This window comes from Halalkalicoccus paucihalophilus (assembly GCF_001593955.1).
In the GTDB taxonomy this organism is placed as follows: Archaea; Halobacteriota; Halobacteria; order Halobacteriales; family Halalkalicoccaceae; genus Halalkalicoccus; species Halalkalicoccus paucihalophilus.
Genome location: NZ_LTAZ01000001.1, coordinates 116,503 through 139,207 on the forward strand (window position 1 = coordinate 116,503; position 22,705 = coordinate 139,207).

Below are 22,705 nucleotides of genomic sequence, written 5' to 3' on the forward strand. Positions count from 1 at the left end.
GATCACACCTACGTGGCAGTCTCGTTCGACCTCTTCGGTACGCTCGTCCGTGTGACGAACCCCACGGATCCACCACGAGCGATCGCGACGGAGCTCGAAGCCCGCGGCGTGGCCGTTCCCGAGGACTGGGACGACGCCTACCGCACACCCCATATCGACGCGCCCGAGGGCGCCGAGGTGCCGCTTCCCGCCCACGTCGCGCGGGCGCTGTCCTCGTGTGGGGTCGCGGTCCCGGAGAACGCGGCCCGGAGAGCCGTGATCGCGGCGTTCGATCCCGACGTCGAGCGCCGGGAGGGCGCTGGTGAGGCGATCGCGGCGGCCCGTGAGTCAGGTCCCGTCGGTCTCCTCTCGAACTGCAGCGTGCCCGAACTCGTTTCCCGAACCCTGATCCGTGCGGACCTGCGCGGGGAGTTCGACGCGGTCGTGACGAGCGTGGGCTGTGGCTGGCGAAAACCACACCCGAAGGCGTTCGAGGCGATCGCCGCCGATCTGGGAGTCCCGGTCGGGGAGCTCACACACGTCGGGGATTCGCCGGAAGACGGCGGGATCGACACCTGTGGCGGACGCGCGCTCGTTCTCGACGGGATAACGCTCGACGAGGTGCCCGAACTCCTCGGGAGGCGATGAGCCTCACGCTCGCGACGCTCGCGCTCGCGGTGGGCCTCGAACTAGCATGGGGGGAGCCGCCCGCGAGGGCCCACCCGGTGGCGTGGTTCGGAAGGGCGATCGAGCGAGTCGACCGCGAGTGGGCCCACCCCCGAGCAGTGGGGCTAGCCAGCGCCCTCGTTCTCCCCGCGCTCGCGGCGGGCGCGGTCGTGGGAGTCGTTTCGCTCGCCGCCCCCCTCGATCCCTTCCTGGGGGTCGTCGCCGCCGGGCTCGCGCTGTTCGTCTCGACGAGCCTGCGGATGTTACTGGATGTCGCCCGCGACGTGATCGCCGAGAGCGAGCGCGACCTCGCGGAGGCACGCGAGTCAGTGCGGGCGCTCGCCGGGCGCAGCGCTGCGGAGCTCTCGGCGGGCGAACTCCGCAGCGCCGCCACGGAAAGCGCCGCGGAAAACCTCGCCGACGGACTGGTGGCACCCCTTTCCGCGTTCGCCCTTCTTTCGCCGTTCTCGCTGTCGCTCGCGGCTGGCGGGGCGGCGTGGGTCAAGGCGGTCAACACGCTCGATTCGATGCTCGGCTACCCGGAGAAATCGCATGGAACCGCGAGCGCCCGCCTCGACGACTGCGTCATGTGGCTTCCTGCACGGGCGAGTGCCGTCCTGATCGCGCTCGCCGGAGCGAACCCGGGTGCACTCCTCCGAGCACGCGAGTGGGCGCGCGCGCCGCCCTCGCCGAACTCCGGATGGCCGATGGCGACGCTCGCGGCGGTGCTTGGCGTGCGTCTCGAAAAACCCGGCGTCTACGTCCTGAACCCTGCTCGGGAGCTCCCAACTGTAAGCGAAGCCCGGCGAGGAGTCAGGGTCGTCGCGCTCGCGGGGGCGCTCGCCTACCTGCTTTCGGGGGTGTTCGTGTGGTCGTAGCCGCACTGCGGGGAGCGCTTGGCTTCCTCACTCGCTTGCCAATCGGCCACGAGAAGGGGGCGTGGGAGGCCTTTCGCCGGACGCCGGCGGCCTTCCCGCTCGCGGGCTACTCCATCGGAGCGCTGCTCGCGGTCCCGTTCGTGCTCCCGATTCCGGAGCCGACCACAACGTTCGCCTTCATCCTCACGGTATACCTCCTCACCGGGGTCAACCACGCCGACGGCGTCGCGGATCTGGGCGATGCGGCGGTCGTCCACGGCGACCGGGAAAAACGCCGCGAGGTCATGCGCGATACCACCACCGGCGTCGGCGCAACCCTCGCGCTCGGCGTCGTCCTCGCGGGACTGGCGCTTGCGGGACTGGCGCTCGCGGCGCTACCGGTCGTCGCGGCCGCCGGGATCGTGATCGCCGCCGAGGTCGGCGCGAAGTTCGGGATGGCCCTCCTGATCTGTCTCGGCGACCCCGCCCACGAGGGGATGGGTTCACAGTTCGTCGGTCAAGGGCAGCGGGCGCTCGCCGGTCCCCTCGCCGCGATCCTGCCCGTGGCGGTCCTCTCGACCCCGGCGCTCGTGGCCGTCGCGGGCGCGGCGCTGTCGGCCGCGGTGGTGGGTCGGTGGGCGACCCGCCGACTGGGCGGGGTAAGCGGCGACGTGCTGGGTACGGCGAACGAACTCGGGCGCGTCCTCGCGCTGCATGCGGGGGTGGTCGTGTGGACGCTCTCCTGATGTGTGGCGGACGGGGCACTCGTCTCGGTATGGGCGAGAAACCGCTGGTCGAAGTCGGCGGGGAACCGATGGTCGATCGGGTATTGGCGGCGATTTCGCCCGTCGCCGACACCGTCCACGCCACCCCCTCACCGCACACCCCCGAAACGCGGGCGCATCTCGAAGGACGGGTTCCGATCGTCGAGACGCCCGGAGAGGGCTACGTTTCCGACCTCTCGGTGGCGCTCTCCCGTGTAGAACGACCCGTCTTGACTGTGACCGCGGATCTCCCGCTCGTCCGGGCGGCGGACGTTCGGGCCGCACTCGAAGGAGACGAGAACGGATCGCTCACGGTCTGTGTCCCCGTCGATCGAAAACGGGAACTCGGGCTCAGCGTCGGGACGCGTTTCGAGCACGACGGTCGGCAGGTCGCGCCGACGGGCCTGAACGTCGTCGGGGACGGCCCGGATTCGGTTCGGGTGCTCGATCGGATCGGGCTCGCGGTCAACGTCAACACGTACGAGGACTTGGAAGTCGCTTCGTCTGTCATTTCCGAACGCTTCTAACGCTCCTCGATCATGGGAAGGTATGAAGCCAGACGCGACGGAGAGGGTCGGACGCGTTCCACACGGGGGGTGTTCCGACCCGGGGATAACGGACTTCAGCGCGAACGTCAACCCGCAGACGCCGCCGGGGATCGCTGGCGTCTACGAGGGGGCGCTCATGCAGTCGAAACGCTACCCGGCAGACGACTACTGCGAGTACCGGACCGCCGCGGGCGAGTACGTCGGCTGTCCACCCGAGGAGATCCTGCCGACACCGGGCGGGCTGGCCGGACTCCGACTCGCGCTCGCGACGACCGTCTCCTGTGGGGACTCGGTGCTCGTGCCGTCGCCGAGTTTCGGCGAGTACGCCCGCGAGGTCGAACTCCAGGGCGCGGAGGTCGAATACGTCCCCCACGACGAGATCTGTGAGAGCGACCCGACCGACCACGCGGTGGCGATCGTCTGCAACCCGAACAACCCCACCGGGACGGTCTACGAGTCGGGCGATATGCTCGAGTTCCTCGACCGGTGTCGGGAGGGTGACACCGCGTTGCTCGTCGACGAGGCCTTCTTCGGCTTTACCGACCGGCCCTCGATGGCGGGCCAGCGTGGGGTGATCGTCGTCCGGTCGCTCACGAAACTCTTCGGGCTACCGGGCCTCCGTGCGGGGTTTCTGGTCGCGAACGGCGAGCACCGCGAGCGCCTCGAAAACGCCCGGCGGGCGTGGAACCTCTCGACGCCGGCGGCGGCGGTCGGGTCCCACTGCATGGGTCAACGCGAGTTCGTCCGAGAGACCCGCCGGCGGGTGCGGACCGAACGCGAGCGGATGGTCGCGGCCCTCGACGGCGAGTACGAGGTCGCCCCCTCCGAGGCCCCGTTCCTCCTGCTCGACGTGGGCGAGCGCCCGGTCGACCGGGTGATCGACCGCGTCGAACTGGAGGACCTGACGGTCCGGGACGCCCGAACCTTCCGGGGACTCGATTCGCACGTCAGGGTCGCGATCCGCCGGCCCAGGGAGAACAACCGGCTGCTCGACGCGCTGTTGGATGTTTGAGACGCAGGTTCGTGAGGATGTCCTGCGGGTCGAACGCGAGGGGACCCGGTGGCTGAGTACGGGCTGGAACGGCGGTCCCTCCGAGGGCGCGGTGGCGTACAACGTCTCGGTGCCCGAAGGGTGGGGCGAAACCGACCTCACGAGCTACGTCGCCGCCCGATGCGAGCGCGCTGATTTCGAGCGATCGGGTCCGACGCTGCTGACCGGCGTCGACCTCGAACACGCCCGCCGCGCGCGCTACGGGCCCGTCGAGGCGATCGCCACTGCGGGCGTCTCGAACCCGGCGGCTTTGCCGATGGATCCCTCCGGAGAGGCGAGCGTGCCCGCCGGACGAGGGGTGCACGCGGGCACGGTCAACGTGATCGTCGGGACGACCCGCGCCTGCGAGGTGGGCGCACTCGCGAACCTGCTTGCCGTGGTTGCGGAGGCCAAAGCCGCGACGCTACTGGCGAAAACGGGCGTGCCGGGGACGACCACCGACGCGGTGATCGCCGCCTGCGATCCGACGGGCGATCCCGTGGAATTCACCGGCAGCGCCACGCCGGTGGGCGCCGCGGCCCGCGCCTGCGTGCGCGAGGCGGTGGCCGCGAGCCTCGACTCGCGGTATTCCGACGGGGAGCCGCCCACCCTCACCGAGGCCGAGTACGGGATCGAGACGACCGAACGCGCCGCGGTCAGTCGGATCGACCCCGAGCGCACGGACCGAACCGGAGAAGTGGACTCGCGATAACACGCGGGTATGAGCGAACCCCACGAGAACACGCCCGGCAGAGGAAAGACACCGAAAGCCCGCGAGATCGAGCCGAGCGCACCCGACGAGTTCGGGCGCGTGCAGTGTTGGTGGGGCGACGGCAAGGGTAAAACGACGGCGGCGATGGGGATGGGCTTTCGTGCCGCCGGCCACGGCTTTCGCGTGCATATGCTCCAGTTCATGAAGGGCGGGGCCGCGAGCGTTGAGGACGTCCGCGGGGAGTACAACGCGATCCGGGCGATGCCGGGATTCAGCTACGAGAACGCGGGCCACTACGGCTGGCACGGTATGCGCGACGGCAGCGAGGACACGGATCACGAGAGCGAGGCCGACGCCGGGTTCGAGCGGGCCCGCGAACTCGTCGAGGCGGCGCGGGCGGTCGACCTCACGGAGCCGCTCGACCTCGACGGTGACCCCGAGGCGGGAATGCACATGCTGCTCCTCGACGAGGTCGTCTACGCCGCCAACAGGGAGCTGGTCGATCCCGACGAGCTCGTCAAGTTGATCGAAACCAAACCGGACAACCTCGAACTCGTTCTGACGGGAGGTCACGAGAAGCCCGAGTACCTCTACGACGGTGCGGACCTCGTGACGCACGTCCGCAAGGAGAAACACCAGTTCGAGGAGGGACAGCGCGCCCGGAAGGGCACCGAGTACTGAATGGCCCGAACCCTGCTGGTCGCGGGTACGGCGAGCCACGTCGGCAAGAGCACGGTCGCGGCGGGGCTGTGTCGGGCGCTCTGGGACCGTGGGGTCCGGGTCGCGCCGTTCAAGGCCCAGAACATGTCGAACAACGCGCGGGCGGTCCCGCGGGCGACCGAGCCCACCGAGTTCGGCGAGATCGGCGTCTCCCAGTACGTCCAGGCGCGGGCCGCTCGTGTGGAGGCCACCACGGACATGAACCCCGTACTCCTCAAACCACGGGGCGACGGCGAGAGCCAGTTGGTGATCGACGGCGAGGCGGTGGAAAACGTCGGGGCAGGGGAGTACTACGAGAACGGCTGGGAGCGCGCCCGCGAGGCCGCCCGCGCCGCCCACGCACGCCTCGCCGCCGAATACGACGTGATAATCGCCGAGGGCGCGGGCTCCATCGCGGAGATCAACTTCTCGGATCGGGATCTGGCGAACGTCGAGACCGCCCGCTTTGCCGACCGGGTCGCGCCGGAAGGACGACCGGACGACCGAGCGACCGAGTCGCGAGACGCGGAGGTCCTGCTCCTCTGTGACATCGAGCGCGGCGGGGCCTTTGCGAGCCTCTACGGTACCCTCGAACTCATGCCCGAAGACTGTCGTGAACGGGTGGTCGGCGCGCTGATCACGAAGTTCCGCGGCGATCCCTCGCTCCTAGAGCCGGGGATCGACGAGATAGAGGAGCGAACGGGCGTCCCGATACTGGGGGTACTGCCCTACAACGACCCCGGTCTGCCTGCTGAAGACAGCGTCTCGCTTCCGGCAAGCGGGGAGACGGCTGTCTACGGCGACCCCTCAGGGGTGCGGATCGCCGTCCCCCACCTCTCGCGGATCTCCAATTTCACCGACCTCGAACCGCTGGCGCGCGAACCGAGGGTCGGCGTCGCCTACGGCCCGCCCGAGACGGTCCTGAATGGAGCGGACGCGGTCGTCCTCCCCGGAACCAAAAACACCGTCGACGACCTCCGAGAACTCCACGAGGCGGACTTCGGCGACCGGCTCAACGAGTTCTCGGGGCCGGTCGTCGGCCTGTGTGGGGGCTATCAGATGCTCGGCGAGCGGATCACGAACGCCGCGATCGAGGGGACCGGCGACGAGGACGTGATCGAGGGGTTCGGCCTCCTGCCGGTCGAGACGCGTTTTTCCACGGAGAAACGCGTCGAGCGCGTCGAACGCGCCCTTCGGGGGGTCGGTCCGCTCGCGGGCGCGAGCGGTCGGGTAACCGGCTACGAGATCCACATGGGCGAGAGCCGACTCACTGGCCCCACGGAGCGACCGTTCGAGGGGGAGGGGGCCGCGGCCAACGGGGTGGTGGGAACCTACCTCCACGGTCTCTTCGAGAACCGGGTCGCGAGGGATGCGTTTCTGGATGGGACCTTCGAGGGCGCTGGACGCGAACGACCCGACTCCTCCGAACGGGCGACCCCCTTCGACCGGGCTGCGACGCTGGTGACCGATCACGTTTCCCTCGACGCGCTCGGGTTCGACCGACGGAACGTTCCGGATACGGGATGATTCGGAGGCGCATTCCGTGTGTCAACGAATGGCACTAATGAAAACGAAACAACTAAAATACAGCCCGGTGTAAGAGGAGACGAGCCGAGGTAGCCTAGCCCGGCCAAGGCGGCAGATTCGAAATCTGCTGTCCTTACGGACTCGAGAGTTCAAATCTCTCCCTCGGCGTCATCCTTCGTCCGATTATACACGGAGTCGCGACTCAGCGATCTCACGCCGAACAACGGTCCCGAACGGGATATCGGCGACGCCGGGAACCGTCACGTCCCTGAACCGTTTGGGACCGTTCCCTACTCCACTCATCGCTCGCCCGAACAGCACGTCTAGACGGAGCTGCGGCTATTCGTACATGAATAGAAGTATCGACAGCTCCCGTCAAACACCCGAATACGGTCACTCTCGTCAGATCGGCACTCGGATGAAAGCGATAATATATTTATATATGAAGGATAATGGTCGAACTGATTATGTGCAGGTCGGCGGGGTCCGAACGAAGATGACTGACGACGGTGACCGTCAGAACGGTCTCGTCGGCGAGGACGAGCCGCGAGTCTATCAGACGACCCACGACTTCGAGAGCCGACGCGCACTCAGTACGACCGTCATCGAGGCCATCGAGGAGGCCGTCGACGTCGAGGGACCGTCCTCGCGGGTGCTGGCGGACGTGATCGATCCGGACTGCCTCGACGGGCTCTTTCGACCCGTCCGCCACCGGACGGACCGCGACAACGGGGTCGTCCAGTTCCCCCTCGAAGAACACCGGATCACCGTCTACGCCACCGGCGAGATAGAACTCCGGCGGATCGAGGACTAGTCGTCGGCGGGCACCGGCTCCGAACCGGCGACGAGCAGGCGATCCAGCGCGTCGACCATCGCCACGACGCTCGCGCGCGTGATGTCGGCGTCGCTGCGCGCGACCGTCACCGTTCGATCCCCGCGCGACATCGTGACCTCGACGGTCACCACGGCGTCCGTGCCGCCGGTGATCGCGTCGACGTGATAGGAATCGAGCTGGGCGTCGGCCGCCGACCCGAGCGCCTCCCGGACCGCCGAGACCGCCGCATCGACGGGACCGCTGCCGACGCCGCTTGCGACCCGCTCGTCGTCGTCGACGCGGAGCCGAACGCTCGCGGTGGGCGTCGCGCCGCCGCTCGCCGCGGTGAGGTCGAGCAGTTCGACCCGGCGTTCGCGTTCGGTTCCCCTGACGTCCTCGGTGATCGCAAGCAGGTCCGCGTCCGTGACGCGCTTACCGCGGTCCGCGAGTTCCTTGACCCGGGAGACGACCTCCTCGAGGTTCGCCCCGCTCACCTCGACGTCGTGTTCTGCGAGCGCGGCGCGCGCACCCGCCCGTCCGGTGTGTTTTCCGAGGACGAGCCGGCGTTCCCGACCCACTTTCTCCGGGGAGTAGGGCTCGTACATCCGCTCGTCCTTGAGCGTGCCGTCCGTGTGGATCCCGCTTTCGTGTGCGAAGGCGTTCTCGCCGATCACGGCCTTGTTCGGGGGCAAGGGAACGCCGGTATAGCGCGAGACGAGCCCCGCCAGATCGTATAACTGGGTGGTGTCGACCGTTTCGACCCCGTAGGAGTGATCGAACGCGATCGCCACCTCCTCTAAGGCGACGTTGCCCGCGCGCTCGCCGACGCCGTTGACGGTCGTGTGGACCAGATCCGCGCCCGCGGCGACGCTCGCAAGCGTGTTCGCCATCCCGAGCCCGAGGTCGTCGTGGGTGTGGGTACTGGTCGGCCCCAGTTCGGCCAACCGCGAGACGGCCTCTGCGGCTTCATCGGGGCCCGCGTGGCCGACGGTGTCGGCGTAACAGACCCGGTCGGCACCAGCCTCTAGTGCCCCGCCGAGCAGTTCGACGAGGAAGTCGAGGTCCGCACGCGAGCCGTCCTCGCCGATGACCTCGACCCAGAGGCCGTGGTCCGTGGCGTAGTCGACCAGTTCGACCGTGCGCTCGACGACCCCGTCGCGGGTGGTGCCGACCTTGCCCTCGATGTGCCGGTCGCTCGCGGGGACAACGAGGTTGACGCCGTCGACGCCACACTCGAGCGCGAGGTCGACGTCGCTTTGCACGCCGCGGGCGAAGCTCGTGATCGTCGCGTCCAGCCCGAGGTCGGTCACACGCGAGATGGTGCGGCGCTCGCCCTCGCCAGTGCAGGCGCTGCCGGCCTCGATGTAGGGCACGGCAGCGGCATCGAGCGCGCGGGCGATATCGGCCTTCTGTTCGGGCGACAGCGAGATACCCGGCGCTTGCTCGCCGTCGCGAAGCGTCGTGTCGAGAACGTCTACCGAGTCGAGCGATTCGAGCCGTTCGAAAAGTGGGTTATATTCGGGGGAGAATTTCGCATCCAGCCGGGTCGCCCCGACTTCCTCTATCCTCCGTAACCGAATGGTGAGGGTTGCTCTCCATTGTACCCTGACGATGGGGCAGGTCCTATATCAACGTGGTGGTCCCGTCAGATAACCGGGGTTCGTATCACTCTACTATCTCGATCCGGTCGCCGACGCGGACGCCTTCGACGGTTCCCGCCGGGAGTTCGAGGATCCTATCGGCCCGCCCGCGCCCGACGCCGGTCCGGGCGTCCAAACGGTCGACGTGGGTGACCTCGTGGTCGACGAGCCAGACCGCGTCGATCGGAAACGGGACGAACAGCATGTGCAGCGATCGGGTAACGGGCTTGCCGAACTCGAAGACCAGTGCGTAATCGTCGGGGATCGACCGGCGGAACATCAGCCCGCGGGCACGGGCGAGAAACGAGTCGGCGACCTCGACGTCGGTGGCGATAGTGATGTCGAGGTCGCGGTGAACGAGGCGCACACGGGAACTCGGCAAACCCACGGCATGAGCCTTGTGGCCGGCACGGAACCCTTTTGACCCGATCGCTCGAAAACGACCTACCGGATGGAGCGAACACCGAGCGGCACCCCGGTGGGCGTCGACGACCCCTACGAGCACGTCGAGCGCTGTGACCATCTCACGAGCGACGGCCGCTGTCGGTTCGCGATCGAGCGACCCGAGGAGGACCCCGGGTTCGCCCGCGAACGGCACGCGGAGGGGTATGTGTGTCTCGTAAGCGAGGAGGAATGCGACTGGTGTGACTGTCCGCACTTTCGATCGCGGGCGAGCGACCGGGAGTGTCGTCGCTGCGGACTGGAGGAGCGACGGATGGCCCACACGCACGAGCGTCCGCTGCTCGAGGAACACCACCTCTCGTATCCGGGGGACGGTGAAGACCCCAGCCACGAAATCACGGTCGTCCTCTGTCGGTGGTGTCACGCGCGGATCCACGACTCGTGGGCGCGCATCGACGACGACGCCTCTCCGAGCGCCGAGGCGCTCGCCGAAGCGGAAGGTCGGCGGAGCCGCGAACTCGACGAGGTGGGTTTCGAACCCGCAAGCGAGCGCTACGAGCGGTGATCCGCGCCCCTTTTGCCCGCCGACCCGCTACTGCCGGCAATGAGAATCGACGTGGTCGACAACCACGGCCAGTTCACCCATCTCGAAGGACGGGTGCTCCGCGACATCGGCGTCGAGACGGAGACGATCGACAACGAAACACCGCCGGAGGAGATCGACGCCGACGGCCTCGTCCTCTCGGGCGGTCCCGACATGGACCGGGCGGGCCGGTGCGGGGAGTACCTCGACCTCGACGTCCCCGTGTTGGGGATCTGTCTCGGGATGCAGGTGATCGCGGACGAACTCGGCGGTTCCGTCGGAAACGGCGAGTACGGGGGGTACGCCGACGTCACCGTCGAGATCGTCGCGGAGGAGGACCATCTCGTGGGCTCGCTCGCGCCAGAGACCCGCGTCTGGGCGAGTCACGCAGACGAGGTGACTGAACTCCCCGAGGGATTCGAACGCACCGCCAGAAGCGACGTCTGTGGGATCGAGGCGATGAGCGATCCCGATCGGGCGCTCTACGGCGTCCAGTGGCATCCCGAGGTCGCACACACGGAAGCGGGTGAAGAGGTCTTCGAGAACTTCCGGTCGGTCTGTGAGACCCGGTAACTACTCCTCGGCGGACTCGAACAGGTCGTCGACGGCCGACTCGGCGGCCAGCACGGCCTCTTCTGCGACCTGCTCTGCTTCGTCGTCCTCGACGTTGAGATAGACGTCGACCTTGAGGACGCCGTCCTCGAAGCGCACCGTTACGTCCAGGTCGTCGACCTCCGAGCGACGGTACCGCGAGAAGATCAGCCCTTCTGCGGCCTCGGCCGCGGTCCGTACGACCTCCTCGTCCGTCGGTTCCATCTACGCGCCGCCGGGACCGGGGCTCGGACCGCCTGCCGGGCCCGCCGGACCGCCCGCACCGCCGAGCATCTGCTGGAGTTCCTGCTGGAGCTCCTCGAACTGCGTCTGGACGCGCTCTTCCTGTTTCTTCAGCGTTTCGAGGCGGACCTCGAGGCTGTCAACCTTCTCGTCGAGTTCGTCCTCGGCGCTCTCGCGGTCGGTCTCGATCAGAAGTTCGCCGGCCTCGCGGTACATCGTGGTCCCCTCCTCGACGTCCTCGAGGGTTTCGAGGGCGCTTTGGGACTCGTTGAGCGTGGACTCGGCCTGGTTCTTCTGGGCGGCGACCTGCTGGGCCGTCTCCTGGAGGTCCTGTAGCTGTTCGAGTTTCTCCTGTGCTTCCGGCGGTAGGTTGCCCTGCATACCCCGACCGAGGCGACCCGGACTGAAAAACCCCCGCTTTGGCCCGCCGAGTGGGAGAACACCCCACGGTAGGGAGGAACCGGCGCGAGCAGTGCGAAGCGTTGATTCCACTGGAAGCCGTGCGGACAGACAATGCTCCGAGAGCGGGTAATGGCCTATCGGAGGGCCGTCCGATCGGAACTCGAAGCGGTCTCCGCGGAGAACCACCCGCCACACGACATCGCCGCGAGCTTCGCCATCGGGGTCTTCATCACGGCGCTTCCGACGCTGGGGACGGGACTGCTTCTGTTCGTCGCCATCGTCTACCTCTTCGATCGGGTGAGCAAACTCGCGCTGTTCGCCTCGGTCGTCGTCCTCAACCCGGCCGCCAAATGGGGCGTCTACGCGGCGAGTTTCTGGATCGGCACCCTCCTGCTCGGTCCGGTTCCGGGCGTCTCCCCCGCGGACGTCTCCTTCGGGGCGGGACCGGGGATCGTCGCCCGGCTCCTGCTCGGGAACGTGCTCCTCGCGGTCGTCTTCACCGTCATCGGCTACGTACTGGCGCTCCGGTTCGTCAGGGCGTGCCGAGGACACGAGATAGGGATCGCCGAACTCCTGCCGGAACGACCGTCGAAATGAGGTCGCCATCGCACCCGGGAGACATGAGACGTTCTACTCGGCGGGACGCGATCCGGTCCGGGTTCGACCGACCGTCTCGGCCACGTCGACCAGCGTCAGCCACGTGTTCATCGCCGCGCGCAACGCGACGAGGTCCTCGGCTTCGATGTGGACCGAGAGCGTCTCCCCCTCGCGCGAGAGGACCGTCCACGAGCGCTCGTCGTCGATCTCGCCGATCTCGGGGCGGATCGAGCGCTCGACGAGGCGTGCACGGGATCGGTCGTCGTACTCGAACGTCAGAAACGAGTCGTGGGGCGCGCTCACTCGACGTCGACTTCCTTGACGTCGCGGCTGCGCTCCTTGAGCAGGACGCGGTGCCCGCAGTACGGACAGCGAACGCCGCCGTACTCGTCGAGTTCGACGTCGCGTTTACACCGCGAGCACTTGTAGCTCATTCGTCCTCGGAGAGGGCCGCACGAATCGATCGCGAGACGGTACGTCCGGCGGGCGTCTCGGGTCGGTAGGTGCCGCCCGCGAACTCGTAGCCACACGCGCCACACCGCCAGATCCCGGTGCCGGCCCGCGAGACGTCGTCCCCACCACAGTCGGGACAGGTGTGCGAATCGTGCATGTCATCCTCGATGTCCGAGACCCGGCGGCGCGCGACGCGACCGTAGCGCGCACCGAAGCGCCCCGCGCTGCCGACGCCTCCCGATTTGCTTCTAGCCATAGTACCAGTCAGTACCCGCAGGGCGCACATAAGCCTGTCCTTCGCGACCGTCGCACCCCGCTCGCGACGGGTCGGTTAGTCCACCCCAAAACCTTCCTCGTCCAACAGTTCGTTGAGATCCGCCCGCACCCGCTCGCCGGTCTCGCGGTCGGGGGCAGTGGTCACGACCCTGTTTTCCTGCACGCTCGAGCCGTCCCGAAGCAGCAGTCGGACGTTGCCGTTCGCGCCCGCGCGGGTCGCCTTCGCGCGCAGCCCCGATCGCGAGCCACTACCCCCGGCGTCGATCGGCCCCGGAATCACCTTCTTGACGTGGGGGTGGCCCGCGACGTGGTGGATGACCTTCATCCCGGTTCGCCCCCCGATCAACGTCGAGTGGCTCCCGCCGATCTTCCCCTCGGGGGGCGTGTCGACGGTCGCCAGCGCGGGCTCGCCGATCCGGCCGCGCACGGCCTCGACAGGGTCGTCGTCCGCGTCGGTCACTCGATAGAAGTCGTAGTGGAGTTGGGCGCGGATCTCCGCGAGGACCTCCCGATCGCCGGCGGCGTACACCTCCTGAGGACGCTTTCGCTGGATCTCGTCTGCGACCCGGCCCGCGAAGTTCCGGCGCTCGACGACCTCGGCGGGGTCGCCCGATTCGGGGACCGTCGTGATCGTCGTCTCGCCGAGCACGTCCTCGCCGTTGAGCATCGTCAGCGTGACCCGGTCCCGGTCGATCTCACAGACCACGCTGTCGGCGTTCGCCGAGCGACAGACCAGACAGTAATCGCCCGGCTTCTCGAGCTCCGAGTGACACTCGCGACACCGCATCGCTCTCCCTACCCCGCGGTGGAATAAAACCCGACCGCTTCCGACAGCCATTCGTCCCGGGCCGCCAAGGGGAGGGCATGGAACCGACTCTCCCGAAGATCGGTCTCGGGACGATGGGCATCGAGGACCCCGATACCATCGCGCGGGCGATCGAACTGGGCTATCACCACCTCGACACCGCACAGATCTACGAGAACGAGGACGTGGTCGGCGAGGGGATCGCCCGCGCCGACGTGTCCCGCGAGGAACTCACGGTGGCCACGAAGGTCTGGGCCGATAACCTCGCGCCCGAGGACGTCCGGTCGAGTGCGGAGGCGAGCCTCGACCGACTGGGTCTCGATTTCGTAGAGCTGCTCTACGTCCATCGCCCCATCGAGGCCTACGATCCCGGGGCGACGCTCCCGGAGTTCGATTCGCTCCGCGAGGACGGGCTGATCGAGCACGTCGGCCTGAGCAACTTCTCGATCGACCAACTCGAGGAAGCTCGTGAAATCCTCGCCGGGCCGATCGCGGCCCATCAGGTCGAGATGCACCCGCTCTATGGACAGCGCGAACTGCTCGAATACGCCCGTACCGCACGGCACACGCTCGTCGCGTACTCGCCGCTCGCACAGGGGGCGGTGTTCGAACTCCCCGAGATCCGGGAGGTCGCCGAGGAACGGGGGGTCAGCGAGGCAGAAGTGAGCCTCGCGTGGCTCACGGCGAAAGACGGCGTCGTCACCATCCCGAAGGCAAGCAGCGAGGAGCACTTGGAGGCGAACCTCGCGGGTGCCGGCCTCGAACTAACCGCCGAGGAACGCGAGCGGATCGAGGGGATCGAGGAGGAGCGAAAACTGTTCGAGTGAGAGCACCTCGTCGAACGGGAATCGGAGGTATTCGAGGAGATGGAAAAGGCCGAGCCGATGTGGATTCGGGAACTAGTTGAGCGCCCAGATCGAGTAGTTCAGGACGGCGGCGAAGGTGACCCATGCGAGATACGGCACGAGCAGGGCGGCCGCACGGCGATCCACCCGAGAGAAGGCGACGATGGTCGCGCCGATCAACAGCCAGAGGACGAGGATGATCCCGAGCGCGAGCAGGAGTTCCTGAGCCGCGAAGAAGGCGGGCGACCACGCGACGTTGACGACCATCTGCAGCGCGAAAACGCCGAGGGCGACCTTCACTGCACGGTTCTCGAACCCTTGGCGGTAGACGAGGTAGGCGGCGATCCCCATCAGAGTGAACAGAAGCGTCCAGACGATTCCGAAGGCCGCACCCGGCGGGTAGAACCACGGTTTCTCGAGCGCCTGGAACCACGCGCTGTCCGGAGTGGTAAAGGGAACGCCGAGCGCACCGATCAGGTTGATCACGACCGCGGCAGCGAGCGCGCCGAGGACCTCGCGGGGAGTGATCCGGACGCCGGCAACGGAAAGCTCGGTCATAGCCGTCAGTAGGGACGCCACGACGATAAACGGTTAGCCGAGATCTCGCGGGTCGCACTTCAGGTACTCGCGGAGCACAACGGTGGCATACGAGCCGCTCGGAAGCGAGAAGTCGAAGGTGAGCGGCTCGCGCTCGACCGAGAGATCCGTCGTCAGCAGGATCGCCCTGCGGGTCCCGGTCAAGTGAAACTCGCCGGGCAACTCGAAGTCGGCAGGTGAGATCCCGGCCTCGTCGAGCACCTCACGTTCGATCTCGCCGGGTTCGTCCTCGCCGAGTTCCGTTTCGGTGCCGACGAGCGGCGCGGTGACGAACGCTCTCTTCCGGGCGATGTGGCGGTTGATCGTCTCGACGCGGTTTTCGGTCACACGCTGGGTTCGACTGATATCGGGGCGCGCGAGTCCGGCAGGAGCCTCGGCGTCGGCGAAACAGACCACGTCGCCCGCGACCGCGCGGTCGAAGGGTAGACCCCGTTCGAGGCGCTCGCTCAGGATCCGGTTGAACAGGGAGGATTGGGCGGCGTTGACGAACAGCCGCTGGAGATTGGTGGGTGCGGTTTCGAGAGCAGCGCGAAAATCCGCCTCGCTCTCCGCCCCGTCCTCGACGAGCCGATGGAGCATGGCGCGCTCGAACCCGAGTTTGCGGGGAAAGCGTTCGAGCGCCCCGTCCCAGTCATCGGTATCGCCTACGTACGCCCGCGCCGCCTGCGTATCCTCGGGCTCCGAATCACGGGGATTGGCGAGGTACTCCATGACCGCCCCGCGCCAGTCCTCGCGGGCGATCGCCAGGCCCACCCGGTGGGTGACGGGCCGGCGACTGCCGAAACGCTGCTGGCCGAAGTAGTTCGGGACCCCGACCGAGCCGCCGCCGAACGCCCGAAGCTCCTCGGTGATCGCCCCGCAGTTCTCGGGATCGGCGTCCCGAACCCGAATGCGAAACTCGTTGCCCGCCAGATCGCCGAACTGGAGAGCGCGCCCGGCACGCCCGACGACCTCGATCTCCACGTCGCGGATCTCGGGGAGGGCCGCCGGATCCGCCTTCATCACGCTGAACAGTTGAGTGGTCACGGCGCGCTTGTCCTTCGTCCCCGCCCACGAGACGCGCTCGCGGCTCGCCCCCATCGCGTCCGAGAGCCGCCGGACGAAGTCGTTGGTGTCCCAGCCCCGGAGGGTGGCCCGAACCACGAGATGCGGATAGGCATCGGGGTCGGCATCGGCCGGTTGGGTATCGAAGTCCTCGATCTCGCGGACCCGGAAGTCCCCATCGCGCTCGCGGATCGTCCCGGCGATTCCTCCGGTGCTGCTGGCGTAGTACTCCATGCCGACCTCGCGCTCGATGGGGTGGGCAGGGAGGTAGTCGTTCATACCCGTTCTCACTTCGGCGGGCGGATAAACCCTCTCAGAGCGCCTCGCAGAAACGGTCGAACGCGCCGCTTTCGGCGTGGACGTGCACGTAGGTTCCGAGGGTGCGGTACTCGGTCAGGCCGTCGTGCTCGCCGTCGATCCCGGTTCCGCGCTCGACATTGAAGGCAAAGCGGGCGTCCGGATCCACCTCGGCACTGGAGTAGTGGAACTCGTGGCCCCGGAGCGACTCGCCGGCGCGGGCTGAGAGGGTGTCCTCACGCGCCCGGAGTTCGGCGTGGTCGAGCGCCCGATACCGCTCGTGCATCTCGATGTCGGCGGGCAGAACGCCCGCCATCCCGTAGGTGTTTCCCTCGAGAGTCGTCAACGATTCGGAAAGCGCCATCATGCCGCCACACTCCCCGAAGACGGGGAGGCCCTCACTCGCACGCTCGGCGAGCGTTTCGAGGGCGGGGCTGTCGGCGAGCGCGGCGGCGTGCAGTTCGGGATACCCGCCGGGGAGGTAGACGCCGTCGCAGTCGGGCAGTGCGTCGCCCCGTACGGGCGAAAAGGGGACGACCTCGCCCCGTTCCTGCAGGCGCTCGATCGTCGCGGGATACCGAAAGCAGAAGGCGCTGTCGCGGGCGACCGCGATCCGTTTGCCGGTGGCAGGACGAGGTTCTTCGGGGTCGGGTCTTGGCGGCGCGCGTGCGACCTCGGCGAATTTCTCGCCCTTCAAATGGGCGGCGGCCTCGTCGAGCGCCGCGAGGTCGATGGGTGACTCCCCACCCATGTGGAGGCCGAGGTGGCGCTCGGGGATCTCCAACTCCTCCGTCGGCGGCACTCGCCCGAAGTACGACAGCGAATCGGGCAGCGCCTCGCGGATCCCCTCCTCGTGGCGCCCACCGTGGGCACGCTGGGCGACGATGCCAGCCACATCGATGTCGATTCCGGCGTGGGCAGCGTATTCCTGAAAGCCCAGCGCGCTCGCGGCGACGCTCTCCATGCCCGCGCTCGCATCGCAGACGAGGACGACGGGCAAATCGAGGGATTCGGCGATCCGGGCGGTGCTCGTATCGCCGTCGTACAGCCCCATCATCCCCTCGACGACACACAGGTCTCCCTCACCGCGGTAGTAGTTCCGGGCCATTCCCTCCTCGCCACAGAGCCACGGATCGAGCGTGCGCGAGGCCTGCCCGGCGACCGCGGCGTGGTGGCTCGGGTCGATGAAGTCCGGACCGGCCTTCGCCGGTTGGACGGTGTAGCCGGCCTTCGAGAGCGCGCGGATCGCCGCGAGCGTGGCGACGGTCTTTCCAACGCCCGAGGTGGTCCCCGCGAGGATGAATCCCTTCATACCGGGAGCACGCGACCCGGGAGTATCAACGCCACGGGAATTATTATCACCCGGCCCGCGCGAGAAGGACCATGCACGTAGCGATCGTCGGCGGGGGCGTCGTCGGGACAAGCCTCGCGGCCGCGCTCACGGAGCGCACCGAAATCGACGGGGTGACGTTGCTCGAACGCGGGTCGCTCGGCGGGGGTACCACCGCGGCCTCGATGGCGATGGTCCATCGCCAGCAGCCCGCGCCCCAAGCATACGACCAGCGCCTGCGCGAACTGTCGTGGAGCCGGTACGAACCCCACCTCGACGAGCTGACCCACACGGGGGTCGGCTCGCTGTACGTCGCCGAAACCGAAGCGTTCGCCGAACGGTTGGGCGAGGCGGCACCTGAACTGTGCGAACACGGTGTCGAAACCGAGTACATCGAACCCGCCGAACTCCCGGCGTTCGGAATCGAGAACGGACTCGGCGCGATCTACACGCCCGGCGAGGGGTACTTCGAACCGGGTGAACTCGTCGAGCATTTTTCGGCCCGTGCCCGCGAGGGCGGTGCGCGGATCGAAACCGGCGTCGAAGTCACGGGGATCTCCCCCGGCACGGAGGTCGAAGTGGAGACGGCGGAAGGGCGGATCACGGCCGACGCGATCGTTAACGCCGCCGGCCCGTGGGCCCCCGAGATCGACAGGCTCGTCGGCCTCGAACACCCGCTTCGCCACACCCGCGGCCCGATCCTCTCGTTCGACTGTCCGAGGAACCCCGAACCGTTCACGCTGTTCGAGCGTGGGCTGTACTGTCGAAGCCATAGCGAGGGGCTCCATGTTGGGCGGCTCGCCACCGATTTCGCAGCGGGCGAGCGCCTCGGCCCGAACGAACGCCTCCCGGTTCCCGAGTCGTTCCACGAGGAGGTCCGGAAGTTCGCCGGGACGGTGCCGGCGATCCGCGAGGGCGAGGTGATCGACGAGTGGGTCGGGATCCGAACCGTCACCCCCGACGGCCGGCCGCTAGTCGGTGGAACCGAAGTAGAGAACTACTACGTCGCGACGGGGATGAGCGGAACGGGTGTAACGCTCACGCCCGCCGTCGCGGATCTGCTCGCCGACCGGTTGCTCGGGAACGACAGGGAACTGCTCGATCCGCTCTCGCCCGCCCGCTTCGCGTAGGTTTATACGCGATGGCGGGGCCAGAGGGCGCGTGGCCCGCAGAACCCTCGTCGCTGACCGGCTCGCAAACGGCGCCTACGCGCTCTCGGAGCGCCGCGAGCCCGCCGAGCGGGAGCCCGAGGCGCTCGCGAGCGCCCTCTCGCGGCGCGCCGTCTTCGAGTCCGTGGACTTCCGAAGCCACGAGGCGGTCGTCGTCCGCGAGGACCGGGCGACGACCTACCTCGTGCTCCCGTTCTCGATCCCGACGGCCGATTCCCTGTCATCCTCAGGTGGGGCTTGTATCGCGCTCAGGCCCGAGGCAAGGGTGAGCGAAGACTACCTCAGGGGCTGGACCCACGCGATGAAGGGGGCTCTCGGCGACGCGATCGAGGCGGGTTTGCTCGACGAGTGGGCGGCGCTGGTCTACTTCGAGGAACGCGTTCGTTCGTTCACCGACACAACGGAAGTGATCGTCCCATAGCGTGATTTTTACTCTCGGAGCCGGTAGGAAGGGCAGTGACAGCGACCGAGGAGACCGTCGTGCTCTCGGAGCCGAGCGCCGCGGAGGCCCGCGATCGGCTGGCGAGCGTGATCGAACGGGGCGGCTTGTTCACGCTCTTCGGCGAGTGTACCGTCGAGTACGACGGCCGCGCGGCGAGCAGTCTGGGGCCCGGACGGCGCCACGTCATGTGCAAACCCGACGGAACGGTACTCGTCCACACCGACGAGGGCCAAAAGCCGATCAACTGGCAGCCACCGGGCAGCAGACAGGCGGTCCGAATCGAAGCGGGAAGCCTCGTCCTCGACAGTCGGCGCGAGAACCCGGACGAGGAGCTCGTGATTCGGTTCGAACGGATCGCCCACCTCGCGATCTTCGAGACCGACGGCGGAGGGGGTGCGAGCCTCTCGGTGACGGGCACCGAAGAAGACCTGAAACGCCGGATCCTCGAGGAGCCCGAACTGATCGAGGCGGGCTTTCGGCCACTGGCAACGGAGCGAAGTACGCCCGCAGGAGCAGTGGACATCTACGGCGAGGACGAGGAGGGGAGGGTCGTGGTCCTCGAACTCAAACGCCGGCGGGTCGGCCCCGACGCCGTGGGCCAGCTGAGCCGCTACGTCGAGGCGCTCGAACGCGATCTCCACGCCGGATGCGAGATCCGTGGAATCCTCGTCGCACCCTCGGTGACGGATCGGGCCCACCGGTTGCTCACGAGAAAGGGTTTGGAGTTCGTCGCGCTGTCGCCCTAATCCAACTCGCGTTTCAAGCGGTCGAGCGTCGTCAGCGCCTCGATAGGCGTCATGTTCGCCACGTCGAGCGAGCGGAGTTCCGCGGCCAGCGGGTCGTCTCCCGTGGGGTACCCAGTTGCGGGCGTCGATCCATCGGGAAACGAGTACCCCCCATCGGTCGCGTTCTCCGGAGCGTCCTCAGCGACGAGCGCGCGTGAGCGCTCGACGACGCGCTCGGGCACGCCCGCGGCGCGTGCGACCTCGATCCCGTACGAAGCGGTCGCCGCACCCCGCGAGACGTCGTGGCGGAAGGTGACGCCCTCGTCGGTCTGTGTCGCGGCGAAGTGGAGGTTGAAGGCGCCGTCGAGGACCGCTGCGAGCTCGGTGAGCTCGTGATGATGGGTCGCAAACAGCGTCAGCGCGCCGACCTCGTCGTGGACGTACTCGGTGATGGCGCGCGCGATCGCCAGCCCGTCGGCGGTGCTCGTTCCCCTCCCCACTTCGTCGAGCAGGACCAGCGAGCGCTCGGTGGCACCTCTAAGGATGGTCGCGAGCTCGCTCATCTCGACCATGAACGTCGATCGCCCGCCCGCGATGTCGTCGCTCGCGCCCACACGGGTAAATACGCGGTCGACGATCCCGATTCGGGCCCGGCTCACGGGCACGAAGCTCCCGATCTGGGCGAGGATCGCGATCAGGGCGACCTGGCGCATGTACGTGGATTTGCCGCTCATGTTCGGGCCCGTGAGTACGGCGAGACGCTCCTCGGGCGTGATTTCGGTTCTATTAGGAACGAACGACTCCTGGGCGCGCTCGACGACCGGGTGGCGTCCGCCCTCGATATCGATCCCCGGCTCCCCCTCGACCTCGGGACGGGCGTAGCCGTACTTCGCGGCGACGGTCGCGAGCGAGACGAGCACGTCGAGGGTCGCGAGCGCCTCGGCGACCGCCTGCACCCGCTCGGATTCGGCTCCGACCTGGCGGCGGACCTCGGCGAAGATCTCGTATTCGAGGTCGTCGGCCCGGCCCTCGACGGTGACGATCTCGTCCTCTCGCTCCTTGAGATCGGGCGTGTAGAAGCGCTCGGAGTTCTTCAGGGTCTGTCTTCGGGTGTAGTTCTCGGGTACCTGATCGAGGTTGGGGTTCGTGACCTCGATGTAGTAGCCATGCACCTGATTGAACCCGACCTTCAGCGAGTCGATCCCGGTGCGTTCGCGTTCCCGGGCCTCGAGCGAGTCGATCCACGCTTTCCCCTCGCGTTCGGTCTCGCGAAGCGAGTCGAGGTCCGAATCGTAGCCTCGGGCGATCACGCCGCCCTCGGTGATCTCGATCGGCGGGCTCTCGGCGATCGCCCGGTCGATCAGCTCGCGCACTTCCTCAAGTTCGTCGAGGCCCTCCCGAAGCCCGCGGAGGGTGTCGCTTTCCACCACGTCCATCGCCGCGCGGATCTCCGGGACCCTATCGAGGGTGTCCTTCAGCGCGCGCAGGTCGCGAGCGTTCGCTCGACCTCGCGAGACCCGCGCGATCAGGCGCTCGATGTCGTAGACCTTCGAGAGGAGGTCGTGAACCTCCTCGCGGGCACCGACGAGCGTCGTCCACTCGGAGACGGCGTCGAGTCGGGCCTCGATCCGCTCGGGGTCAAGCAGGGGGCGGCGCAGCCAGTCGGTGAGCTTTCGGCGGCCGAGCGCGCAGGCTGTCTCGTCGAGCACCCCAAGGAGCGTGTGCTCGCTATCGCCCCCGACCGCCCGCGGTTCGAACAGTTCGAGGCTCCGGAGCGCGACCCGGTCCAGCAGCATGTACTCGCGGGGCTCGTAGCGGGTGAGGTGGTTGAGATAATCGAGGTGGCCGTCCTGCCCGCCGCGGGCGTACTCGGCGTACGAGAGCAGCGCGCCGCAGGCACTGATCTCGGCGTCGCTCGCAAGCCGTTTCTCGGGGGCGCCGAAATAGGAGTCCAGCCGCTCGCGGGCCCCTTCGAGGGCGAACGCCGTGGGGTCGTACGGCGTGACCATACAGTCGCTGTCACCGGAGCCGTCGTTTCGGCCGAACCCGTCGAACCCCTCCAACCCGGGCCCGACGATCGCCTCCGCGGGTCCGAAGCGGCTGATCTCGTCGCGGATCGTTTCTTCCGAGTGCGACCCGGTGGCGACGAAATCACCGGTTGAAACGTCGAGGAACGCCAGCCCGTACTTCCCGTCACCGCTCTCGTCTCCCACGCGGGCTAGTGCCGCGACGTAGTTGTTGTCCTCGCTTCTGAGCAGCTCGTCCTCGGTGAGCGTTCCCGGCGTGACGATCCGCGTTACCGCGCGATCGACCACGCCGCTCGCCTCCTCGGGATCCTGAACCTGATCGGCGACCGCGACCCGAAAGCCCGCGTCCAGCAACGTCTCGATGTAGGATTCGGCGCTGTCGATCGGGATCCCCGCCATCGGATATTTTCCCGTACTGTCCTCGCGCTTGGTGAGCGTGATCTCGAGTAAGCGCGCCGAGATCTCGGCGGCCTCGCAGAACGTCTCGTAGAAATCCCCTACCTGAAAGAGCACCAACGACTCGTCGTAGCGCCCACAGAGGTCACAGTACTGGCGCATCATCGGCGTCAGCTCCTCGTAGCGCTCTTTCATTTTCTCGGGTGCGCCGAGCGCCCGTTCCATGGGAGTGGGTGGTTCCGGAT

The 22,705-nt window shown here is 67.8% G+C and carries 28 protein-coding genes and 1 tRNA gene; 17 read left to right on the forward strand and 12 right to left on the reverse strand.

All coding sequences use genetic code 11. From position 1 onward, the window contains the following. The first annotated feature begins 12 nt into the window (after nt 1-12). The 10 genes from HAPAU_RS00565 (at nt 13) to HAPAU_RS00610 (ending at nt 7,596) form a co-directional block, all read left to right on the forward strand. Nucleotides 13-627 carry an HAD family hydrolase gene (locus HAPAU_RS00565; RefSeq protein WP_066378232.1) on the forward strand — a complete coding sequence of 205 codons (615 nt, stop codon included), beginning with the start codon at nt 13-15 and terminating at the stop codon, nt 625-627. Next, nucleotides 624-1,523, forward strand: coding sequence for an adenosylcobinamide-phosphate synthase CbiB (gene cbiB / locus HAPAU_RS00570; protein WP_066378234.1), 900 nt, complete (start codon nt 624-626; stop codon nt 1,521-1,523). The genes HAPAU_RS00565 and cbiB overlap by 4 nt, the downstream gene beginning before the upstream one ends. Further along, nucleotides 1,514-2,248: an adenosylcobinamide-GDP ribazoletransferase gene (gene cobS, locus HAPAU_RS00575; RefSeq protein WP_066378235.1), complete on the forward strand. Its 735-nt coding sequence runs from the start codon at nt 1,514-1,516 to the stop codon at nt 2,246-2,248. The genes cbiB and cobS overlap by 10 nt, the downstream gene beginning before the upstream one ends. After that, a complete protein-coding gene (locus HAPAU_RS00580; RefSeq protein WP_066378239.1) occupies nt 2,248-2,793 on the forward strand; it encodes an NTP transferase domain-containing protein in 546 nt (181 codons plus the stop codon). Before cobS ends, HAPAU_RS00580 begins: the two co-directional genes overlap by 1 nt. 22 nt (nt 2,794-2,815) lie before the next feature. Beyond that, nucleotides 2,816-3,826: an aminotransferase class I/II-fold pyridoxal phosphate-dependent enzyme gene (locus HAPAU_RS00585; protein WP_066378242.1), complete on the forward strand. Its 1,011-nt coding sequence runs from the start codon at nt 2,816-2,818 to the stop codon at nt 3,824-3,826. Further along, complete coding sequence (locus HAPAU_RS00590; protein WP_066378244.1) at nt 3,819-4,556, forward strand: adenosylcobinamide amidohydrolase; 738 nt, start codon at nt 3,819-3,821, stop codon at nt 4,554-4,556. The genes HAPAU_RS00585 and HAPAU_RS00590 overlap by 8 nt, the downstream gene beginning before the upstream one ends. 9 nt (nt 4,557-4,565) lie before the next feature. Further along, nucleotides 4,566-5,237, forward strand: coding sequence for a cob(I)yrinic acid a,c-diamide adenosyltransferase (locus HAPAU_RS00595; RefSeq protein WP_066378247.1), 672 nt, complete (start codon nt 4,566-4,568; stop codon nt 5,235-5,237). Next, complete coding sequence (locus HAPAU_RS00600) at nt 5,238-6,782, forward strand: cobyric acid synthase (RefSeq protein WP_066378248.1); 1,545 nt, start codon at nt 5,238-5,240, stop codon at nt 6,780-6,782. Between the two features lie 83 nt (nt 6,783-6,865). Continuing rightward, a tRNA-Ser gene (locus tag HAPAU_RS00605) sits at nt 6,866-6,950 on the forward strand. Nucleotides 6,951-7,278: 328 nt separating this feature from the next. Next, a complete protein-coding gene (locus tag HAPAU_RS00610; RefSeq protein ID WP_066379359.1) occupies nt 7,279-7,596 on the forward strand; it encodes a HalOD1 output domain-containing protein in 318 nt (105 codons plus the stop codon). Here HAPAU_RS00610 and HAPAU_RS00615 read toward each other — a convergent pair. Both HAPAU_RS00615 and HAPAU_RS00620 read right to left on the reverse strand, forming a co-directional pair. Continuing rightward, entirely contained in the window at nt 7,593-9,137 is a 1,545-nt protein-coding gene (locus HAPAU_RS00615) for a (R)-citramalate synthase (RefSeq protein WP_066378250.1), read from the reverse strand. The two genes, HAPAU_RS00610 and HAPAU_RS00615, sit on opposite strands and share 4 nt — an antisense overlap. A 124-nt stretch (nt 9,138-9,261) precedes the next feature. Then, on the reverse strand, nt 9,262-9,603 hold the full coding sequence (locus tag HAPAU_RS00620) for a DUF192 domain-containing protein (RefSeq protein WP_066378251.1): 342 nt from the start codon (nt 9,601-9,603) through the stop codon (nt 9,262-9,264). Between the two features lie 84 nt (nt 9,604-9,687). Between HAPAU_RS00620 and HAPAU_RS00625 the strand changes: the two genes are divergently transcribed. Beyond that, entirely contained in the window at nt 9,688-10,203 is a 516-nt protein-coding gene (locus HAPAU_RS00625) for a DUF7097 family protein (RefSeq protein WP_066378258.1), read from the forward strand. Between the two features lie 39 nt (nt 10,204-10,242). Then, a complete protein-coding gene (locus tag HAPAU_RS00630; protein ID WP_066378260.1) occupies nt 10,243-10,794 on the forward strand; it encodes a GMP synthase subunit A in 552 nt (183 codons plus the stop codon). Here the strand turns inward: HAPAU_RS00630 and HAPAU_RS00635 are convergent, their stop codons facing one another. Then, a complete protein-coding gene (locus HAPAU_RS00635) occupies nt 10,795-11,037 on the reverse strand; it encodes a DUF3194 domain-containing protein (protein WP_066378261.1) in 243 nt (80 codons plus the stop codon). Continuing rightward, nucleotides 11,038-11,436, reverse strand: a complete 399-nt coding sequence (locus HAPAU_RS00640) for a prefoldin subunit beta (RefSeq protein ID WP_066378263.1) — start codon at nt 11,434-11,436, stop codon at nt 11,038-11,040. A 150-nt stretch (nt 11,437-11,586) separates the two neighbouring features. Between HAPAU_RS00640 and HAPAU_RS00645 the strand changes: the two genes are divergently transcribed. Continuing rightward, a complete protein-coding gene (locus tag HAPAU_RS00645) occupies nt 11,587-12,054 on the forward strand; it encodes a DUF2062 domain-containing protein (RefSeq protein ID WP_245634000.1) in 468 nt (155 codons plus the stop codon). Between the two features lie 33 nt (nt 12,055-12,087). Here the strand turns inward: HAPAU_RS00645 and HAPAU_RS00650 are convergent, their stop codons facing one another. Genes HAPAU_RS00650 through HAPAU_RS00665 form a run of 4 tightly spaced genes read right to left on the reverse strand, consistent with a single transcriptional unit; the run spans nt 12,088 to nt 13,570 of the window. After that, entirely contained in the window at nt 12,088-12,357 is a 270-nt protein-coding gene (locus tag HAPAU_RS00650; protein WP_066378267.1) for a KEOPS complex subunit Pcc1, read from the reverse strand. Next, entirely contained in the window at nt 12,354-12,488 is a 135-nt protein-coding gene (locus HAPAU_RS00655; protein ID WP_066378269.1) for a DNA-directed RNA polymerase subunit P, read from the reverse strand. The genes HAPAU_RS00650 and HAPAU_RS00655 overlap by 4 nt, the downstream gene beginning before the upstream one ends. Next, nucleotides 12,485-12,793 carry a 50S ribosomal protein L37ae gene (locus tag HAPAU_RS00660; RefSeq protein ID WP_245634001.1) on the reverse strand — a complete coding sequence of 103 codons (309 nt, stop codon included), beginning with the start codon at nt 12,791-12,793 and terminating at the stop codon, nt 12,485-12,487. Before HAPAU_RS00660 ends, HAPAU_RS00655 begins: the two co-directional genes overlap by 4 nt. Nucleotides 12,794-12,838: 45 nt before the next feature. Beyond that, on the reverse strand, nt 12,839-13,570 hold the full coding sequence (locus tag HAPAU_RS00665; protein WP_066378272.1) for a DUF2103 domain-containing protein: 732 nt from the start codon (nt 13,568-13,570) through the stop codon (nt 12,839-12,841). Nucleotides 13,571-13,647: 77 nt separating this feature from the next. Between HAPAU_RS00665 and HAPAU_RS00670 the strand changes: the two genes are divergently transcribed. Next, on the forward strand, nt 13,648-14,415 hold the full coding sequence (locus HAPAU_RS00670) for an aldo/keto reductase (protein ID WP_066378273.1): 768 nt from the start codon (nt 13,648-13,650) through the stop codon (nt 14,413-14,415). 72 nt (nt 14,416-14,487) lie between these two features. Here the strand turns inward: HAPAU_RS00670 and HAPAU_RS00675 are convergent, their stop codons facing one another. From HAPAU_RS00675 to HAPAU_RS00685, 3 genes are read right to left on the reverse strand one after another with little or no spacing between them, the layout of a single operon-like run. Further along, nucleotides 14,488-14,991, reverse strand: coding sequence for a TspO/MBR family protein (locus HAPAU_RS00675; protein ID WP_066378274.1), 504 nt, complete (start codon nt 14,989-14,991; stop codon nt 14,488-14,490). Between the two features lie 33 nt (nt 14,992-15,024). Continuing rightward, nucleotides 15,025-16,353 (reverse strand): tRNA pseudouridine(13) synthase TruD, encoded by a 1,329-nt coding sequence (gene truD, locus HAPAU_RS00680; RefSeq protein WP_066378277.1) that lies wholly within the window; start codon nt 16,351-16,353, stop codon nt 15,025-15,027. 34 nt (nt 16,354-16,387) lie between these two features. After that, nucleotides 16,388-17,683 carry a cobyrinic acid a,c-diamide synthase gene (locus HAPAU_RS00685; RefSeq protein ID WP_066378279.1) on the reverse strand — a complete coding sequence of 432 codons (1,296 nt, stop codon included), beginning with the start codon at nt 17,681-17,683 and terminating at the stop codon, nt 16,388-16,390. 71 nt (nt 17,684-17,754) lie between these two features. On the opposite strand from HAPAU_RS00685, the gene HAPAU_RS00690 reads away from it, so the two are divergent. The 3 genes from HAPAU_RS00690 to nucS are packed head-to-tail and all read left to right on the forward strand — an operon-like array spanning nt 17,755 to nt 20,058. Continuing rightward, a complete protein-coding gene (locus tag HAPAU_RS00690) occupies nt 17,755-18,831 on the forward strand; it encodes an NAD(P)/FAD-dependent oxidoreductase (protein WP_066378281.1) in 1,077 nt (358 codons plus the stop codon). A gap of 31 nt (nt 18,832-18,862) precedes the next feature. Continuing rightward, complete coding sequence (locus tag HAPAU_RS00695) at nt 18,863-19,291, forward strand: DUF6735 family protein (RefSeq protein WP_066378283.1); 429 nt, start codon at nt 18,863-18,865, stop codon at nt 19,289-19,291. A 35-nt stretch (nt 19,292-19,326) separates the two neighbouring features. Then, entirely contained in the window at nt 19,327-20,058 is a 732-nt protein-coding gene (gene nucS, locus HAPAU_RS00700) for an endonuclease NucS (protein WP_066378285.1), read from the forward strand. On the opposite strand, the gene mutS is transcribed toward nucS, so the two are convergent. Next, nucleotides 20,055-22,685: a DNA mismatch repair protein MutS gene (gene mutS / locus HAPAU_RS00705; RefSeq protein ID WP_066378292.1), complete on the reverse strand. Its 2,631-nt coding sequence runs from the start codon at nt 22,683-22,685 to the stop codon at nt 20,055-20,057. The two genes, nucS and mutS, sit on opposite strands and share 4 nt — an antisense overlap. Between the last annotated feature and the right edge of the window lie 20 nt (nt 22,686-22,705).